Origin of the sequence: Kribbella sp. NPDC051137 (assembly GCF_040682535.1) — a bacterium.
GTDB lineage: Bacteria > Actinomycetota > Actinomycetes > Propionibacteriales > Kribbellaceae > Kribbella > Kribbella karoonensis.
This window is the reverse complement of record NZ_JBFBBI010000004.1, coordinates 183,739-201,083: the sequence shown is the minus strand read 5'-3', so window position 1 is coordinate 201,083 and position 17,345 is coordinate 183,739. Positions and strand designations below refer to the sequence as shown.

Below are 17,345 nucleotides of genomic sequence, written 5' to 3'. Positions count from 1 at the left end.
CGCCGTCGCTGGATCCCGGGAACAATTGTCGGTGCCGGTGTGGCGCGGCCTCGGAGTTGTTCTCGTGCGAGCGGGAGGTACGGCGTGGGTCAACCGGACGGCGGTTACGACCGCCAGGCGGCAGCACAGGTCCTGGCCAGAGTGGCAGGCGAACTACCGGCAGCAGAGCAGCTCCCGCCACCCTTCGAGCTCGCGGTCGGCCTCACACCACTCGCCCCTTCCCCCGGCAGTCACCTCACCCCGGCCCAACTGCGCTACCTCAACGCCTTGGAGCCCTGCGAACCTGGCCAGGTCACCAGCGCCACCCACCGCGTCCAATGGCGCGACAGCGCAGGCACGACCAACGTCGGCCACTGCACTCCCACCACACACGGAGCAGGTGGACAGAGCTGGGGCGTGCTCGTGCCAGTTGCTGCCCGGGAGACGGTGCTCGGGTTGCGGAGGATGCTTGGCGCGGACGTGGGGGTGCGTGGACGAGCCGCTGCTCTCTCGGAGTGGGAGCGCGAGGTGCTCGCCGCTACGACGACCGACCAGGATCCGGTCGAGATTCTGCACGTCGGCTTCGAGACCACGGCGCGGGCGCTGGTGCAGCACTCGTGGCTGGCCGGGCAGACGGCGTATCGGACGCCGGGTGAGCTTGCACGCGGGTTGCAGGAGTCCGGGATCTTCGGGGTCGTGGCGAACACCTGGCACTGGGGCCTGCAGTCCGAAACCTACCGGCGCGGGATGATCCCCGTCTCGCTCGAAGCACGCGCGGACGGCGGTGTCGCGTACACGGGCACCTCTCGAACCCTGCTGCGCGCGATGAAGGACGCCAAGCTGGCCCAGCCCGACCAGGAAGACGCAGGGCTCGCTCGGCAGTACAGACCGCTCAGGTACGCCGAGGTGCCGCGGTGTCTCGCGAACATGCCGGTGTCCGTCGACGGGCGACGGCACACGCTGCTCCCCGCCGCCGTGGAAGTCTTCGTCGAGACGTTCGTCCGAATGCTCGACGTCGTCCGGATCACTGGAAGCCCTCAGGAGGAAACCACCATGTCCGAGGTGTTCGAAGTACCCGATATGACCTGTTCGCACTGCACGAACACGATCAGCGGCCTGCTCGAGTCGCACGGTGCCACCGTGGACCGGATCGACCTCGACTCGAAGCAGGTCGTGGCTGCCTTCCCGTCCGCGGAGGTGCGCGAGCAGGCGTTCGAGGCGATCCGGGACCAGGGCTACACCGTCGTACCACCGGCCGGCTGAGCCTCTCCCCGGCCGGCCTTGGCCTTGCGGGCCCGGGGTTTCCGGGCGGGCGTGGGATCCGCGGCGAAGGGTATGAACGGCATGCTCAGCGGCAGCGCCGCGAGCTGCATCAACGCGAGCGCGTTGTCGTCGCCCGCGGTCTTGTTGAGCCGCAGTCGGCCGCAGTTGGTGCAGCGGTGGATGAGCACCCAGCGGCCTTCGCCGCGGACGGTGACCGCGATCGGCTCCATGCCTCCGGAGCAGTCCGCCTTGCGGTCGCCCGGGACGTTGCGGTCGAGGTGCCGTGACCAGAGACAGCTCGGACAGTGATTGCGATGGGTGGTGCCGGGGGCGTCGAGGGAGACCTCTACGCCGCAGTGTTCACAACTGAACGAACGTGCGAATGCCAAACCGATGAACCTTTCAGAGCGAAGCTGCAGGACAGGACAGACATCGGCTTCCTCCTTCCGGTCCGCACCGGCCGGTCCGGCGCACCTCCGCCCAGCAGATCAGCCCGCCGACAGCACGTCAATCGATTAAGACACCTTCGCGGCTGCGTGCAGGGCCAGGCCGTCGGTGGCGGCGAGGTCGGCGCGGAACCAGCCCGACGAGTCCACGGCGTACGTCGGCCCGCTGCAGTGGCCTGGTGTGTAGTCGCCGTGGAAGACATCGCAGTACGTGCCGGCCGGCAGGTCCGTGTGGAAGCTCCGCCCGGCCAGGGCGGTGCTCTCGTCGTTCAGGACGAGGTAGCCCTTCGAGCCGCGGCCGAACGCGATCGCGTCGTTGCCGTTGTCCCACCATTCGGTGACGCCGGTGCCGCGGACGGCGTTGTGGAAGCCGACCATGTTCGCGATCACCCGCCACTCGTGCTCGCACCGCCAGCGGTTGCTGAAGCACGTCGTGTCGACGGTCTGACCGGTGCTCGTCGACGGCGGGCCCTCGTCGTTCGAGCTGTACTCGTAGCTCGACATCACCTTCGGCGTGCCGTACGTCCAGGCGAGCATGAACGCGTTCGCCATCGCGTACCGCCCGTTGTCCCGGAACGTCAGCACGCCGCTCCCCCGCTGCGTGTCGTGGTTGTCCGTGAACACCACCGCATGGTCCGACGCCAGCGGCTCGGCGAACGTCCGCAGGTACGCGAGCTTCTCGGTGTCGAAGATCTTCGCCAGGTCCTTCCCGTACCGGAACTCCAGCACGTCCCCGTTCCCGGTGTACTCGTCCGGCGTGATCGGCTCCCCCGCGCCGTAGATCACCTCCTGATAGACGTACGCCGGACGCGACAACCGGGAGGTGATCGCCGCGATGTCCGTCGCCGGGATGTGCTTCGCCGCGTCCAGCCGGAACCCGTCGACGCCGATCGACAGCAGGTCGTTCAGGTACGCCGCGATCCGGCCGCGCACGTAGTCCGACTCGGTCGCCAGATCCGCGAGGTCGACGAGCTCACAGTTCTGCACCTCCCACCGGTCGTCGTAGTTGACGATGTCGTCGTTCCCGTTCCGCCCGCAGTGGTGGAAGTCCTGCGCCTGGTACGTCCCGGGGTAGTCGTAGTGGCTGTACGCCGACCCCGCACTGCCGGTGCCGCCCGACGACCCGCCGGTCATGTGGTTGATCACGGCATCGACGTACACCTTGACGCCGGCCGCGTGACAACTGTTGACCATGGCAACGAACTCGCTGCGGGTCCCGCGCCGGGTGCTGTCGATCTTGTAGCTGACCGGCTGGTAGTCCTGCCACCACGGGTACCCGGACCCGGGCAGTACGACGTGCTCCTGCGGCGGCGAGACCTGCACCGCGCCGTACCCCTTCGGCCCCAGCACCTGACCGCACTCGCGCGCGACCGAGTTCCAGTTCCACTCGAAGAGCTGGACGATCACGTCCCGGTCCCCGCTGGGCGCCGCCTGCGCCACGGGACCGCTCAGACCGACCAGCGACAGGCTCAGCAGCACGATCAGTAGACGACGCATCGGCACAACTCCCTCGGGGGCGGTGGAGGTCACTCCATGAAATCACACCGCTACGGGCATATCGCGGAACCCGGACGCGTTCACATCACACATGAGTGACTGGAATCAGCAGACCATCGACGAGTTCCGCGCGAACGAGGGCCGGGTGGGCGGCCCGTTCGAGGGCGCGCCGCTCCTTCTTCTGCACCACCACGGGCGGAAGAGCGGCAAGGAGTACGTCGCGCCGATGATGTACCTCGCGGACGAGACCGATCCGAAGACCGTCTACGTCTTCGCCAGCAAGGCCGGCGCACCGACCAACCCCGACTGGTACACCAACCTCACCGCGGCCGGCACCGCGAGCGTGGAGGTCGGCACCGAGACCCACGACGTCACCGTCCACGAGGTCAAGGGCGCGGACCGCGACCGGATCTACGCGGAGCAGGCCAGGCGCTACCCCGGCTTCGCCGAGTACGAGGTCAAGACGGCCGGCATCCGAACGATCCCGGTGCTCGCACTGACGCGGAGCTAGTCGTGGCTTAGTATCTACGTATGCGCGCAGATACTAAGCAACCGCGACGAGATCCGGGCGAAGAGCACGTGGCGCTCGCGGTCGAGGTGTTCCGGATGCTGTCCGACGCCACGCGGGTGCGGCTGCTGTGGGCGCTGCTGGACGGTGAGAAACCGGTCAACGAACTGGCCGAAGCCGTCGGCAAGTCGCCCGCCGGCGTGTCCCAGCACCTGGCGAAGCTGCGGATGGCCCGGCTCGTGCGGACCCGTAAGCAGGGCAACCAGGTCTTCTACCGGATCGAGAACTCGCATGCCAGTCAGCTGGTCGAGGACGCGATCTACCACGCCGAGCACTCGAGCGGCGGCTTTCCGGAGCATCACCGCGCGGCCGGCGCGGTGGCTCACGTCGAGCCACGGACAGCCCGATGAGCACGCACGGCCACGGGCATGGGCATGGGCACGGCCACGGGCATGAGCACCGTGAAGGGTTTCTGGGAAAGGTCAAGGAGATCTTCGTCCCGCACTCGCACGACAGTGCGGACAAGGTCGACACGGCGCTCGAGGCGAGCCAGGAAGGCATCCGCTGCCTGAAGATCAGCTTCGCCGGCCTGATCGTCACCGCGATGATCCAGACCGTGATCGTGATCTACACGAACTCGGTCGCCCTGCTCGGCGACACCCTGCACAACTACGCCGACGCCCTCACCGCGATCCCACTCGCGATCGCCTTCCTCGTCGGCCGCCGGCTCGCGACCCGCGCGTACACCTACGGCTTCGGCCGCGCCGAGGACCTGGCCGGCATCATCGTCGTGATCCTGATCGCGCTGTCGTCGGCGTACGCCGGCTACGAGGCGGTCACGCGGTTCGTCCACCCGTCCGACGTCCGGCACGTCGGCGTACTGATCATCGCCGGTGTTGCCGGGTTCCTCGGCAACGAGATCGTCGCGCAGTACCGCATCCGCACCGGCAAGCGGATCGGCTCGGCCGCGCTGGTCGCCGACGGGCTGCACGCCCGCACCGACGGTTTCACCAGCCTGGCCGTCGTGCTCAGCGCGGTCGGTGCCTGGCTCGGGTTCCCGCCGGCCGACCCGATCATCGGCCTGCTGATCACGCTCGCGATCTTGTTCGTACTGCGGGACGCGGCCCGTGAGGTCTACCGCCGGCTGATGGACGCGGTCGACCCGGCGCTCGTCGACCAGGCGGAAGCGGTCATCCGCGCCACACCGGGCGTCATCGACGTCCAGGGTGTCCAGCTCCGGTGGCTCGGGCACCGCTTGCGCGCCGAGGCACGGATCAGCGTCGACACGAACACCTCGCTCGTCGACGCCCACCACCTCAGCCACGAGGTCGAGCACAACCTCGTGCACGGCGTACGGCGGCTGACCTCGGCGACCATCCACGCCGAACCGCTCGACCCGGAGGCATCCGCGGCGCACGAACTGGTTGCCCACCACCACTGATTATGAGTACCCCGTACGCTCGGTCCGTGTGGACCTGAGAGGCAGTCGGCTCGTGCTCGGGTTCGGCGTGTTCGTGTTCGTCGCGACACTGCTGGACCTGCTCACGATCGGCGTCCTGCGATCCTGGGACCACCACGTCATCCCGGTCGCCCGCCCGGCCGGGGAGCCGTCGTCGACGTGGTGGCAGGCGCTCGCGGACCTCGGCGGCTTCGCGGTACTGACGGCGGTCCTGGCCGGGACCGCGTTGCTGCACCTGTACCGGCGGCGCCCGGTCCGGCAGTTGGTCCGGGCGGCGGTCTGGATCGCGATCATCGAGGCGGCGATCTGGCTGACGAAGCTCGCCGTCGGCCGGACGCCGCCGCGCTCGCACGTCGACCGCCTCGGGGACAGCGGCATGTCGTGGCCGTCGGGCCACACCGCCGACAGCCTCGCGCTGCTCCTGATCGCGGTCACGCTGCTCACCACCGCCGGCACCCGCCTCGACCGGCTCACCGTCTGGGCCGTGCCCGTGATCTCCGCGGGCGTGGCCGTGGCCACGGTCCATCTCCACTACCACTGGCCGACCGACACTCTCGGCGGCTGGTCGCTCGGCCTCGTACTCGGCCTGCTCGCCCGCCGATCCCTGCGAAACCACACCCCGGACGCTCATTGACTTGCGCGTGCCGCAACACTCAAGGCGTGGCAACGACGACCCACACGCAGACCCGGCCCGCCAGTGAGCGCTTCGCAGCAGCCATGACCGCGGTCACCCGCAGGCTCCCCGGGAAGCTCTCGACGATCGTCCCACCCAGCCTGATCGGCTTCGCGCTCATCAACGGCTTCACGTTCGGGCTCGACCTCGCGCTGCTCACCGCGCTCCGGTCCTGGGCCAGGCTTCCGCTGTGGCTGGCGATCACGATCGCGTACTGCTCGGCATTCACCGTGAGCTACGTTCTCAATCGCGCCTTCAACTTCCGTTCCCACGCACCAGTCGGCCCGCAGCTCACGACCTACGCGATCGTTGTCGCAGTCAACTATTTCGCGCTGATCCTCGGCCTCACCACGGCGCTGGCCGCCGTCGGCGTCGAGTACCACCTCTCCCGGATCACCGCGGGCCTCTGCGAGGGCGTCTTCATGTACTGCGCACTGCGCTGGGTCGTGTTTCGCCATCCGGCATAGCACCGTCGCGGAAGAGCGGCTTCCCACTCTGGACCAGCGGGAAGGATCGGCGATAACAGCGCCGTATGGCGATGGATGTGGGTGACCTGGTCGACGAGGCTGCGGCGTTGTCCGCCGCGGCCTGTTTGTTCCATGGGTTCAGTGATGCGTCGCGGCTCGCGATCGTCCGGCATCTCGCGCTGGGCGAGCATCGGGTGGTGGAGCTGACCGAGCACCTCGGGCTGGCGCAGTCGACGGTCTCCAAGCATCTGGCGTGCCTGCGGGACTGTGGGTTGGTGGACTCCCGGCCGCAGGGCCGGGCTTCGCTGTTCCGGCTGACGCATCCGGAAGCGACCCTCGAACTGTTGACGGCCGCGGAGCGGCTGCTAGGGCTGACCGGTGATGCAGTCGCACTCTGCCCTGTCTACGGAGCGGCCGCCAAAGGAGGCCCCCGGTGAGCGAGCCACTGCGGATCACCCCGCGGCCGAGCACCTGGGTCGCCGACCAGGAACAGCGCCGCAAGCTCAGTCGCCGCGCCCAACTGCTGGCGGCGGCGTCGGTCGCCTACAACGTCGTCGAGGCCATCGTCGCGATCTCCGCCGGTGCCGCGGCGGGATCGGTCGCCTTGGTCGGCTTCGGACTCGACTCGGTCGTCGAGGTGTCCAGCGGGCTGATCATCCTGTGGCAGTTCCGCCACCGCCTGCCCGAGACACGTGAACGCCAGGCGCTGCGCCTGCTCGCGTTCTCCTTCTTCGGCCTGGCCGCCTACGTGACGTTCGAGTCCCTGCGTTCCCTCGTCGGCGGCAGCCACTCCGACTCGTCGCCGGTGGGCATCGGCATCGCGATCGCGTCCCTGATCGTCATGCCGTTCCTGTCCTGGGCCCAACGCCGTACCGGCAAGGCCCTCGGCTCCAACGCGGTCGTTGCCGACAGCACCCAAACCTTGTTGTGCACGTACCTGTCCGCGATCCTGCTTGTCGGCCTGCTGCTGAACGCGACCCTCGGCTGGTCCTGGGCCGACCCGATCGCCGGCCTGGTGATCGCCGCCGTCGCCGTCCGCGAGGGCATCGAGGCCTGGCAGGGCAAGGGCTGCTGCGCGCCCGTCGCCACCGGAGACGGCAAGAGCACCTGCGGGTGCGGCGACGGCACGTGCACCGACTCATGCTGCGCCGGCTGACCCATGTCACGGAAGGGCTTGTCGGCCTGGCGGTTCATCATGGCGTTCGGCGTCGTCAGCCTGCTGATGGACTTCGTCTACGAGGGCGCGCGGTCGATCACAGGTCCGCTCCTGGGCGCCCTCGGTGCCTCGGGCGCCGTGGTCGGCGTCGTCACCGGGGTCGGTGAGGCAGCGGCGTTCGGGCTGCGCCTCGTCTCCGGCCCGCTCGCCGATCGCACGCGGCGGTTCTGGACCTGGACGATCTTGGGGTACGTCGTGACCGCGGTCGCGGTCCCGTTCCTCGGCCTCGCCGGAGTGTTGTGGGTGGCCTCGGCGCTGGTGATCGCCGAACGGGTCGGCAAGGCCGTGCGCTCACCGGCCAAGGACACGCTCGTCTCGCACGCCACCGCGGTCACCGGCCGTGGCAAGGGGTTCGCGGTCCACGAGGCGATGGACCAGGTCGGTGCCGTCATCGGCCCGCTGACCGTCGCGGGCATCCTCGCCGTGACGGGCGACGACTATGCGCCGGCGCTCGGTGTTCTCGCGATCCCCGGCGCGGCGGCGATCGTGTTGCTGTTCTGGCTGCGCGCACGGGTACCCGACCCCGCCGGCTACGAGACGACGCCGACGGCCGGCGAGACCGTCGTACCCGGACAATCCCGTCGGCTGCCGCGAGCGTTCTGGGTGTACGCCGCCTTCACCGCGGCGACCTTGTCCGGCTTCGCGACGTTCGGCGTGCTCTCGTTCCACCTGGTCCGGGAACACCTGCTGCCTGTCGCCGCCGTACCGGTGGTCTATGCCGCGGCCATGGGGGTCGACGCGCTCGCCGCGCTCGCGACCGGGTGGCTCTACGACAGGACCGGGACCACGACGCTCGCCGTTCTGCCCCTCTTCGCGGCCGCCACTCCCCTGCTCGCGTTCACCCGCACATCCTGGCTCGCCGTCGCCGGAGCGCTGCTGTGGGGCGCAGCTGTCGGAATCCAGGAATCCACGCTGCGCGCCACCGTCGCGGACCTCGTCCCGGTCGGCCGACGCGCCACCGCCTACGGCATCTTCGCGGGCATCATGGGCGCGGCCACCCTCCTCGGAGGTGCCCTGACGGGAGTGTTGTACGACGTCTCCGTCCCCCTCCTGATCACCGTCGTCATCACGATCCAGGCACTCGCCCTAGCACTCCTCCTGATCACCAGAACGCGCGCCGTCCATCCGGCTGGAGCCTGACCAGACCACCGTCCAGTCCCGCCGATCCCATGGGCATGGGCGCCATGCAGTACGTCACCGGCGTCCTTCCGTAGAAATACGAGGGACACGAAAGGATTGCGGGTGTAGCGTCACCGAACCATGGAGCCGAACGACGTCACGCGTGCGATTGCCGCCGCAACTTCGATCGCCGCGTCGCTCGGTCTGCGGGCCGACGACGGGACGGTGCTCCACAACTCGAACAAGCTCGCCGTACGGTTGACACCGTGCGACGCCTTTGCCCGGGTGGCGCCGGTCGGGCAAGAGGTCGCCGAGTTCGAGGTCGAGCTCGCGCAACGTCTCGCCGAGGTCGGGAGCCCTGTTGCCTCGTTGGATCCTCGGGTGGAGCCGCGGGTGCACGTCCGGGACGGCTTCGCGGTGACGCTGTGGACGTACTACGAGCCCGCGACGCCTGACCTCTCACCGTCGGAGTACGCCGACGCGATGGGGCGCCTGCACGCCGGCATGCGGAAGGTGGACCTGCCGAGCCCGCGGTTCACGGACCGAATCGCCGAAGCACAAGAGATCATCCGCACCCCGGACCTCTCGCCGAGCCTCCCGGACGCGGAGCGGGTCTTCCTCAGCACCAGGCTGGAGTCCCTGCGCCAAGCGGTCGAGGACCGCGACGAGCAGCTTCTGCACGGCGAGCCGCACCCGGGCAACCTGCTCAGCACCCGCGAGGGCCCGCTGTTCATCGACCTCGAGACCTGCTGCCGCGGCCCGGTGGAATTCGACCTCGCCCACGTCCCCGAGGCGGTCTGCGAGCACTACCCGAACGTCGACGAAGACCTGCTCTCCACCTGCCGCGAACTCGTCCTCGCGATCGTCTCCGCCTGGCGGTGGGACATCGGCGACCAGTTCCCCAACGGCAGGCGATTCGGCGACGAACTCCTCCGGGCACTCCACGACGGCCCACCCTGGCCGACCCTCGACGCCATCGTCGAGCGCGTACTGTAGTCAGCCCGGCTGGATCTCCCGAGGTAAGCAGTCGGTGGCACCGCGACCTCGGCGTCGGCGAATTCGCGGAGGTCCCCGGCCCACCACACGCCGCGTCGCGGGGACCCTAGACTGAACCACCGACTCGCCCGAAGCCCAGGCGGCGCCCGACCCGCGACGTCCGCCGCGGAAGGAGCATCGCCGCATGAACGGCTCGTCCTCGACCCTGCCTCGACCCGTTCGCGAGCGACGCCGCTGGACCTGGCTCTTCCGTCCCAATCCCCTGCGCCGCCGGACCGACAAGCTCCAGGCCGCGGCGCTCGCATTCTGCGCGCTGGTGGGCGCGGCCGCCGTTCCGCTGGTCACGCTCCTCGCCCTACACGTTCACCGTACGACGGACGCGGACCTTCACGCCGCCCAGCAAGGCGCCACGCAGACCATCGCGACGACGACCGGCACCGGCCGGTCCCCACTCGGGTCCTCCGGACCGGCATCCCCCACCGTCGCGGCTCCGGCCCGCTGGACGACCACGACAGGCGACCTCCGCACCGGGATGATCCAGGTCCCCGCGGACACCCCGCCAGGCACCAACCAGCAGATCACCATCACCAGCGACGGCCGCTACCTCTCCAAAGCCCCTGCCCACGGCAGCACCGTCGTGATCCCGATCGTCCTCGGCGTGACCATGCTGTCGGTCGCCCTCCTCACCTGCACCCTGATCTACGGCGCCATCACCAGCCTCCTGAATCGCCACCGCGCCGCCGCCTGGGACACAGCGTGGGAAGACCTCGCCCGCACCTCAGCCAACTGAGCCCCTGACGAACAGGCTCGCGGTCGTTCGTCGTACTACTGGCGCGGGCGGCCGCACCGGGCTACTTCAGGTCCTTGGCGATGGTGCCTTGTTTCATGATCAGGGGGAAGGAGGTGTCGGGGGTGGCGACCAGCTGGAGGTTTTCGAGGGGGTTGCCGTTGACGAGGATCAGGTCGGCGAGGGCGCCTTCCTCGACGACGCCGAGGGTGCCGGGGTACGGGTTGCGTTCGCCTGACAGTCCCAGCAGTTCGGCGTTCGTGACGGTTGCCATCGTCAACACCTCGGCCGGCGTGAACCACCGCGTCATCTTCGCCAATTGCTTGCCCTGCTTGGCCGCCAGCCCCGGATCGAACAACGTGTCCGTCCCCCAAGCCAGCCGTACGTCGTGCTTCCGCGCCAGCTCGTACGCCGTATCCGTCCCGCGCGCCATCTGATCGAACTTCGACTGGTTCCCCGGCGGCACCGGCGGCGCGTCCTCGTCGTCCAGGAACGGCTGCAGCGACCACCACACCCCGTTCTCCGCCATCAACGCGGCGGTCGCGTCGTCAAGCAGTTGCCCGTGTTCGATACACCGAACCCCGGCCCGCACCGACTGCCGTACGGCGCGCGGCGTGTAGGCGTGCACCATCACGTAAGTCCCCCAGTTCTCGGCCGCCTCGACGGCTGCCCGGAGCTCGGCCTCCGTGTACTGGGTGACGTCCAGCGGATCGTACGGCGACGCAACGCCTCCGCCGGCCATCAACTTCAGCTGCGACGCACCGAGCATCAACTGCTCCCGCGCAGCCTCGAACACGGCGCTCACACCGTCGGCGATCCGCACGGCCCCCACCAGCTCTGCGTGACTCAGGTGTCCGGTCCGGCCGCGTGGGACCTCGTGCCGGGTCCGGAAGTCCCCGTGTCCGCCGGTCTGCGAGATCATCGCCCCGGACGGGTAGATCCGCGGCCCGGGCACCACGCCGGCGTCGATCGCCTGTTTCAGCCCGAGCGAGGGACCGCCGGCGTCCCGGACCGTGGTGAACCCGCGGAGCAAGGTCTCCCGCGCGGTCGCGGCGGCGACGACGTGCAGGTACCCGACGTCGCCCATCATCGCGGTCATCAACGGCACGGCCGCGAACAACGAGTGCCAGTGGGCGTCGATCAGCCCGGGCATCAGCGTCCGGCCGTCCCCCGGTACGACGCGTGCGCCGGGCGGCTCCGAGACGGTCGGCGCGATCTCGGTGACGACGCCGTCGCGCACCGCGACCTGTACGGGATCGCCGACGCTGCCCCGGCGTACGTCCAGCACGCGCACGTCATGAAAGACGATCGGCTCGGTCACGGTGGCACCTCTCCGCAGTGGTTCTCGCAGCGTAAGGCCGCGCGCGACACGACTGCTCACCCGAACTGGAGGAGGAAACCGGCGCGCCGACCGGTCACGCTCCTGGTGACGCCGGAGGCAGTCCATGGAGGACACACACAAGGTCAGGACCGTGCTGGCGGTCGTCCTGATCGTGGCCGGGTGCCTCCTGGCCCCGGTCGCGGTCACCGCGGCCTGGGCGCGGACCCACGTCACGAACACCGAGCGGTACGTCGACACCGTCGCACCTCTGGCCGCCGACTCCGACGTCCGGAACGCGGTCGCCGACCAGGTCACCGAGGTGATCCTGCGCAACCTGCCGGACCGGATCGCGAGCACCGCCCGCGGCGTCGTGCGCGGTCAGGTCGGTCAGCTGGTCGAGAGCGACACGTTCCAGAGCCTGTGGCGCAGAGCCAACCAGGCGGCGCACGGTCAACTGATCGACCTGCTGACCGGGCGCGGTCCCGCGAACCTCAACGGCGACACGGTCAGCATCGACCTCGGCCCGTTCGTCGCGGCGGCCAGAGACCGTCTGGTCGCGTCGGGATTCGCCGCCGCGCAACGGATCCCGGACATCCAGCAGAGCTTCGACGTCTTCTCCTCGGCGGATCTGCCCAAAGCCCAACAGGCCTACCGCTTGCTGGACCGGTACGGCGCGGTCCTGCCGTTCGTCGCCGCCGGGCTGCTCGTCCTCGGGCTGGGCGTCGCCGTACGCCGCCGCCGGACGCTGATCGGGATCGGGCTCGGCACGGCCGCGTCGATGGTTGTCCTGGGCATCGTTCTGCTGATCGGCCGGCAGGTCGCGCCGGACCGGTTGCCCGACGGCTTCCCGGCGACCGCGGTGTTCGACGTCGTGACCCGGTCCCTGTGGACGACGCTGGTGGTGATCTTCGTGATCGGCGCGGTCGTGGCCGGTGCGGCGCTGGTCGCGACCCGGCTCAGTCGGCCGGACCGAACGGCGGGATCTGCAGTACCTCCAGGATGTTGACGCCGAGCATGTCGAGGTGGTTGAGGATGCCGGCCAGCGCGGCCTGGTCGGCCAGGTCTCCGTGCAGCACGGTCTGCACCGGTTCGGACTCCACCGCCAGTGCCGGAAACGCGTCGGTGAGTTCGTGCGACAACGCCCCCTGCACCCGGATCACGTAGTGGCCCATGACAACGCCCCTTTCGTGGCCACTCTGCCCACCCCGCGGCGGCGGGGCATCACCCTTCCCGGGCGATAGCCGGCGACTCCCCCGGATCGTGGGAGGCAGGCACGCCGTGAAGACGGCATGGTGGTGAGGTGGCAGACCAGGTGCCCAGACCGGCCGCGACCCGGCGCCGAATACCGCGGGCGGTGGTGCGCGTCGGCCGGGTCCTGGTCGTCGCCGTCGTCGCCTGGCTGCTGCTCCGGCTGCTGCGGGCGATCCACTGGAGCCAGGTCGCTTACGCCGTCACGCACCTGGGTCTGTGGCAGGTCGTGGTGATCCTGCTCGTGCTGCCGGTCCGGCGGTTCGTGCTCGCGGCTCCGCTGGCACTGTTCGTCACCGGGCTCGACGTCCCGCGCGCGATGGTCAACGACGTCGCGGCGGCCTCCGTGGCCACGATCGCACCGTCGCCGGGCGATGTCGTCGTACGGCTGGCCATGCTCAGGTCGTGGGGTATCGACGCGAAGGCTGCCGCGTCCGGGCTGACGCTCAGCACGGTGATGTTCTACGTGGCGCGGCTGGCCGCGCCGATCCTCGGGTTCGTCGTGTTCTGGGCGACCGGGACGTTCTACGCACGGTTCGGCTTGGCGGCGCTCGTGTTCGGCGCGGGTGCGGCTGCGCTGCTGGGCGGTCTGGTGTACGCCGTACGGGCCGAGCGGTCTGCCGCGGCGCTCGGGCGGTTGCTCGGCACGGTGATCCGAAAGGTACGGCCGTCGGCCACCGGGCCGGACGACTGGGCCGATCGGCTGGTCGACTTCCAGGCCCACAGCGCGCGGCTCCTGAAGGCGCATGGCCGGCCGGCGGTCGTCAGTCTGTGCGCCCTGGTCGTGGTGGAGGCCGGCGTACTCGTCCTGTGCCTCGGGTTTGTCGGCGTCCCGATGAGCACCTCGACCATTCTCCTGCTCGCCTGCACCTTTCTCGTCATCTACCCGTTGACGGGCCTGCCGCTGATGGGTGCCGGCGTGTTCGACGCGAGCTACACCGCACTGGTGTCGTCGCACAGCGAGTTGGAGACGACGACGCTGGTCGCCGGGCTGCTCGTCTGGCGGGTTGCGATCCAGGTCGTACCGGTCGTCGTAGGCCTGCTGGCGCTCGCCCGTTGGCGCCACGTGCAGCGGGGAGCGACCAACAGTGCGGCGTAGGCTCGTTCTCCTGCTCCTGTCATCGGCGCTGCTCGTCGTGGGCGTCGAACCGGCCGCGACCGCGACGTCGCCCGAGGACACGACGGCGCAGCAGTTGGCCGAGCGCTACGCACCTGTCATCAAGCTGCAAGACAGCGCCGCAAACTGCTCCGAAGGCGAACACTTCCGGCCGATCGACGTCCAGGCTGTGCTCGGCAACCAGCAGGTCGCTCTGCGCGGCCCGTGGCAGCCGCCCGACCTGATCAAGACGCAGCCACTGGGCAAGGACCTCGGGCTCCGGTACCCGGGCCACTTCCTCGATTTCCCGGGCGATCCGCTGCGCCCCGGCTGCGACTACGCCAACTGGTCGGCACAGCTCAACTCCCAGTACGCCGCGACTGTCTACGCGCACGTCGCCGGCGACCCGAAGTACCCGGGCCAGCTCTCCCTGGAGTACTGGTTCTTCTACATCTTCAACGACTACAACAACACCCACGAAGGCGACTGGGAATCGATCCAGCTGATCTTCGACGCCCCTACCCCGGCCGGCGCGCTGGCCACGGCACCGGCCGCGGTCGGGTACAGCCAGCACGGCGGCGCCGAACGCGCGAAATGGGGCGACGCGAAGCTCGAGCTTGTCGACGGCACCCATCCGGTCGTGTACCCGGCGGCAGGCTCGCACGCCAACAAGTACGGGCAACGTCTGTACCTCGGCCGCGGATCGGAGGGGCTCGGCTGCGACGACACGACCCGGCCGGAGCCGGCGATCAGCCCGAAGGTCGCCTACGTTCCGATGAACCGGGCCGACTACCTCGCGCAGTACCCCTGGCTGGGGTTCGAAGGACGGTGGGGCGAGCGGCAGCGATCGTTCTTCGACGGACCGACCGGGCCGAACATGAAGCCGTCCTGGACGGCGCCGATCCAGGACGCCGAGTCGACCTGGCGCGACGACAGCACCGTCGTACCCGCCGGAGCGCTGCTCGGCCCCAGCAGTACGAGCGTCTTCTGCGCCGCCGTGCGTACCGGGTCGAACCTGCTGCGCGAGACCCTCGACCGGACCTGGCTGCTCGGACTCCTGCTCGCCCTGCTGGTCGCGGTGGTGTGGTTCGCCGCGAGCCGGACCCGGTGGACCGATGCCGACCCGCTTCCCGCCCGGCGGCCGCGGGCCTGGGGCCAGGCGGTGGTTTCCGCGATCCAGCTGTTCCGTCGGCAACCGGGCCTGTTCGCCGGGTTCGCCGCCGCGTTGGGCGTCCTGAGCGTGGTCACCGTGACCCTCGCCAGGCTCCAGGCAGCCAGGCGGGACGCACCGACCGACCTCGGAGCGCCGACCGAGAACGCAACCGGCTTCTGGGCGACGCTCCTCGCGCTGGCCGTCACCCTGCTGACGATCGCGACGTACGTCGTCCTGCTCGCGGCCGTGATGCGGACGCTCGACCAGCTCGACCGCGGTCTGCCGGTGACAACCACGGCGGCGCTCCGCGCCGTGGCCCGCCGGCCGCTCGCCCGCGCGGCCACGCAGTACGTCGTCGTCCTGTTCGTGCTGACGATCTTCGTCGCGACCATCCCGCTGGCCGTGTACTACGCGGTCAGCCGGGCGTTCGTCGTCCAGGTGCTGGTCGCCGAGCAATGCTCCGGCGGCGCGGCGTTGCGAGGTAGCCGTCGCCTGGTCGCCCGCCGCTGGTGGCGGACCGCCGTACCGCTGGCCCTCGTGGTCGGCGCCGGGCTCGCCGTCGGGCCGATCGCCGGCATCGTCCTGCTGCTGGCGACGGACTGGTCGCCGATCCTGATCGACGTCGTGTCGTCGATCCTGTTCGCGCTCGCGATGCCGATCGCCGCGGCGGCTGTCGCCTACCTGTACTTCGACCGCGCGTTCTCGACGAGGTCCGTCAGGACTGCAGCGCCTGGATGAGTTCCTCCTCGCGCTCGCGGGTCAGGTTGGTTTGCAGGATGGTCGGGCTGTACGGCTTCAGCGCCTCGATCACCCGGTCCACGGTGGCCGACCGCGCCAGCAGGAACACCGCCGCGTGTCCCTCCTGCAACTCCTGGCCGATCTCCTTGATCAGCTGGTCGCTGACGCCGATGTCGGTGAGCTTGCCGCTGATCGCACCGGTGGCGGCGCCAACGACCATGCCCGCCAACGGGTTCAGGAAGATCAGCCCGATCAACGTGCCCCAGAGCGCCCCGCCGGCCGCGCCGGCCGCGGTCAGGTTCATCGTCTGCTGGATGCGTACCTTGCCCTTGGCGTCCTTGTAGGCGATCGCCGCGTCCTCACGCTGCAGCAGTTGCTGCTTGGCCAGCTCGTCCGTGAGCTGTACGACGCGCTCGGCGTCCTCACGGCTGTCCAGGCCGAGTACCACGAGATGAGTCATGTCAGGTTTCCTCCGATATGGGGTGACTTTCAGTGCGACGGTTCGTCCGGCTCGCGCCGTACGGTCGGCACCCGGGAGCCGATCCACACCGCGACCGCGACCAGGAGCCCGATCCCGATGATCCAGCCCCACAGGCCCTCGGACACCGGGCCGAGCCGCCCGAGGCCGAGGCCGCCGGGGTCCTTCGACTGCTGCAGCGCCACGATGTACGCGATGATGTCCCGCTTGTCCTCCGGCCGCATGACCTGGTCGGAGAACACCGGCATCTGCTGCGGGCCGGTCAGCATCGCCTGGTAGATGTTCCGCGGCGTCGTCGCCATCAGGGACGGCGCGTACTTGCCGTTCGGCAGCGCGCCGCCGCTCCCGGCGAAGTTGTGGCAGGCCGTGCAGTTGGTCCGGAACAGCAGGCCGCCCCGGGTGACCTCCTCCTGCGTCGCCTTGCTCACGTCGTACGACGACGCCGGCGGGATCGCGGGACCCGGCGCGAGCGAGGCGACGTACGCCGCCAGCGCCGCGATCTCGTCCTGCGAGTAGACGGGCGTCTTCTGCGGGATCTGCGCGCCCGGCTGCTGCGCGGGCATCCGGCCGGTGCTGACCTGGAAGTCGACCGCGGCCGCTCCGACACCGATCAGCGACGGCGCGGTGAACGCACCCCCGCCGTTGGTCCCGCCTTGGGCGTGCAGGCCGTGGCAGCTGGCACAGCCGACCGCGAAAAGCTTCCGGCCCTCCTCGATCTGCTGGGACTGCGGACCGTCCGCTCCGGCGGCGCCGTTCGGGACCAGTACGGCGTACGCCAGACCGAGAAGGACCAGCGCGGCACCGATGACCGGCAGTCTGAGCCGGGACCTGAATCGGGCACTGGGTCTGGCACTGGGTCTGGCACTGGGTCGGACACTGTGCATCGTGGCACCTCCGCGGT

The 17,345-nt window shown here is 69.7% G+C and carries 20 protein-coding genes; 14 read left to right on the top strand and 6 right to left on the bottom strand.

Annotated elements, in window-relative coordinates; genetic code table 11:
* The first annotated feature begins 84 nt into the window (after window positions 1-84).
* Window positions 85-1,242 (top strand): heavy-metal-associated domain-containing protein, encoded by a 1,158-nt coding sequence (locus tag AB0M51_RS22115; RefSeq protein WP_363750135.1) that lies wholly within the window; start codon window positions 85-87, stop codon window positions 1,240-1,242.
* Here AB0M51_RS22115 and AB0M51_RS22110 read toward each other — a convergent pair.
* Both AB0M51_RS22110 and AB0M51_RS22105 read right to left on the bottom strand, forming a co-directional pair.
* Window positions 1,215-1,631: an RNHCP domain-containing protein gene (locus AB0M51_RS22110; protein WP_344195952.1), complete on the bottom strand. Its 417-nt coding sequence runs from the start codon at window positions 1,629-1,631 to the stop codon at window positions 1,215-1,217. The genes AB0M51_RS22115 and AB0M51_RS22110 overlap by 28 nt on opposite strands.
* A gap of 126 nt (window positions 1,632-1,757) precedes the next feature.
* Complete coding sequence (locus AB0M51_RS22105) at window positions 1,758-3,185, bottom strand: alpha-amylase family protein (RefSeq protein WP_363750133.1); 1,428 nt, start codon at window positions 3,183-3,185, stop codon at window positions 1,758-1,760.
* A 91-nt stretch (window positions 3,186-3,276) separates the two neighbouring features.
* On the opposite strand from AB0M51_RS22105, the gene AB0M51_RS22100 reads away from it, so the two are divergent.
* From AB0M51_RS22100 to AB0M51_RS22055, 10 genes are all read left to right on the top strand, one after another.
* Entirely contained in the window at window positions 3,277-3,696 is a 420-nt protein-coding gene (locus AB0M51_RS22100; RefSeq protein ID WP_344195956.1) for a nitroreductase family deazaflavin-dependent oxidoreductase, read from the top strand.
* 20 nt (window positions 3,697-3,716) lie between these two features.
* Window positions 3,717-4,103: a metalloregulator ArsR/SmtB family transcription factor gene (locus tag AB0M51_RS22095; protein WP_344195958.1), complete on the top strand. Its 387-nt coding sequence runs from the start codon at window positions 3,717-3,719 to the stop codon at window positions 4,101-4,103.
* A complete protein-coding gene (locus AB0M51_RS22090; protein WP_363750130.1) occupies window positions 4,100-5,134 on the top strand; it encodes a cation diffusion facilitator family transporter in 1,035 nt (344 codons plus the stop codon). The genes AB0M51_RS22095 and AB0M51_RS22090 overlap by 4 nt, the downstream gene beginning before the upstream one ends.
* Before the next feature lie 28 nt (window positions 5,135-5,162).
* Window positions 5,163-5,786, top strand: coding sequence for a phosphatase PAP2 family protein (locus AB0M51_RS22085; protein ID WP_363750128.1), 624 nt, complete (start codon window positions 5,163-5,165; stop codon window positions 5,784-5,786).
* 26 nt (window positions 5,787-5,812) lie between these two features.
* Complete coding sequence (locus AB0M51_RS22080; protein ID WP_363750126.1) at window positions 5,813-6,292, top strand: GtrA family protein; 480 nt, start codon at window positions 5,813-5,815, stop codon at window positions 6,290-6,292.
* A 65-nt stretch (window positions 6,293-6,357) separates the two neighbouring features.
* Window positions 6,358-6,729, top strand: coding sequence for a metalloregulator ArsR/SmtB family transcription factor (locus AB0M51_RS22075; protein ID WP_363750124.1), 372 nt, complete (start codon window positions 6,358-6,360; stop codon window positions 6,727-6,729).
* On the top strand, window positions 6,726-7,448 hold the full coding sequence (locus AB0M51_RS22070; protein WP_363750122.1) for a cation transporter: 723 nt from the start codon (window positions 6,726-6,728) through the stop codon (window positions 7,446-7,448). Before AB0M51_RS22075 ends, AB0M51_RS22070 begins: the two co-directional genes overlap by 4 nt.
* Window positions 7,449-7,451: 3 nt before the next feature.
* The gene (locus AB0M51_RS22065; RefSeq protein WP_363750120.1) at window positions 7,452-8,648 is read left to right on the top strand and encodes an MFS transporter; all 1,197 of its coding nucleotides are present in this window, start codon (window positions 7,452-7,454) and stop codon (window positions 8,646-8,648) included.
* A 120-nt stretch (window positions 8,649-8,768) separates the two neighbouring features.
* Entirely contained in the window at window positions 8,769-9,623 is an 855-nt protein-coding gene (locus AB0M51_RS22060) for an aminoglycoside phosphotransferase family protein (protein ID WP_363750118.1), read from the top strand.
* Between the two features lie 184 nt (window positions 9,624-9,807).
* Window positions 9,808-10,413, top strand: coding sequence for a hypothetical protein (locus tag AB0M51_RS22055; RefSeq protein WP_363750116.1), 606 nt, complete (start codon window positions 9,808-9,810; stop codon window positions 10,411-10,413).
* Between the two features lie 61 nt (window positions 10,414-10,474).
* Here AB0M51_RS22055 and AB0M51_RS22050 read toward each other — a convergent pair whose 3' ends face one another.
* On the bottom strand, window positions 10,475-11,731 hold the full coding sequence (locus AB0M51_RS22050; protein ID WP_363750114.1) for an amidohydrolase family protein: 1,257 nt from the start codon (window positions 11,729-11,731) through the stop codon (window positions 10,475-10,477).
* A 124-nt stretch (window positions 11,732-11,855) separates the two neighbouring features.
* Here AB0M51_RS22050 and AB0M51_RS22045 point away from each other — a divergent pair, with 124 nt between their 5' ends.
* On the top strand, window positions 11,856-12,737 hold the full coding sequence (locus AB0M51_RS22045) for a hypothetical protein (RefSeq protein ID WP_363750112.1): 882 nt from the start codon (window positions 11,856-11,858) through the stop codon (window positions 12,735-12,737).
* Here AB0M51_RS22045 and AB0M51_RS22040 read toward each other — a convergent pair.
* Window positions 12,688-12,903: a hypothetical protein gene (locus AB0M51_RS22040; protein WP_344195980.1), complete on the bottom strand. Its 216-nt coding sequence runs from the start codon at window positions 12,901-12,903 to the stop codon at window positions 12,688-12,690. The genes AB0M51_RS22045 and AB0M51_RS22040 overlap by 50 nt on opposite strands.
* A 128-nt stretch (window positions 12,904-13,031) precedes the next feature.
* On the opposite strand from AB0M51_RS22040, the gene AB0M51_RS22035 reads away from it, so the two are divergent.
* The gene (locus AB0M51_RS22035; protein ID WP_363750110.1) at window positions 13,032-14,078 is read left to right on the top strand and encodes a hypothetical protein; all 1,047 of its coding nucleotides are present in this window, start codon (window positions 13,032-13,034) and stop codon (window positions 14,076-14,078) included.
* 37 nt (window positions 14,079-14,115) lie between these two features.
* The gene (locus AB0M51_RS22030) at window positions 14,116-15,966 is read left to right on the top strand and encodes a hypothetical protein (protein ID WP_363750108.1); all 1,851 of its coding nucleotides are present in this window, start codon (window positions 14,116-14,118) and stop codon (window positions 15,964-15,966) included.
* Here AB0M51_RS22030 and AB0M51_RS22025 read toward each other — a convergent pair.
* Window positions 15,944-16,426, bottom strand: coding sequence for a DUF1269 domain-containing protein (locus tag AB0M51_RS22025; RefSeq protein ID WP_344195986.1), 483 nt, complete (start codon window positions 16,424-16,426; stop codon window positions 15,944-15,946). The two genes, AB0M51_RS22030 and AB0M51_RS22025, sit on opposite strands and share 23 nt — an antisense overlap.
* Window positions 16,427-16,455: 29 nt before the next feature.
* Window positions 16,456-17,328, bottom strand: coding sequence for a c-type cytochrome (locus AB0M51_RS22020; protein WP_363750105.1), 873 nt, complete (start codon window positions 17,326-17,328; stop codon window positions 16,456-16,458).
* Window positions 17,329-17,345: the final 17 nt, after the last annotated feature.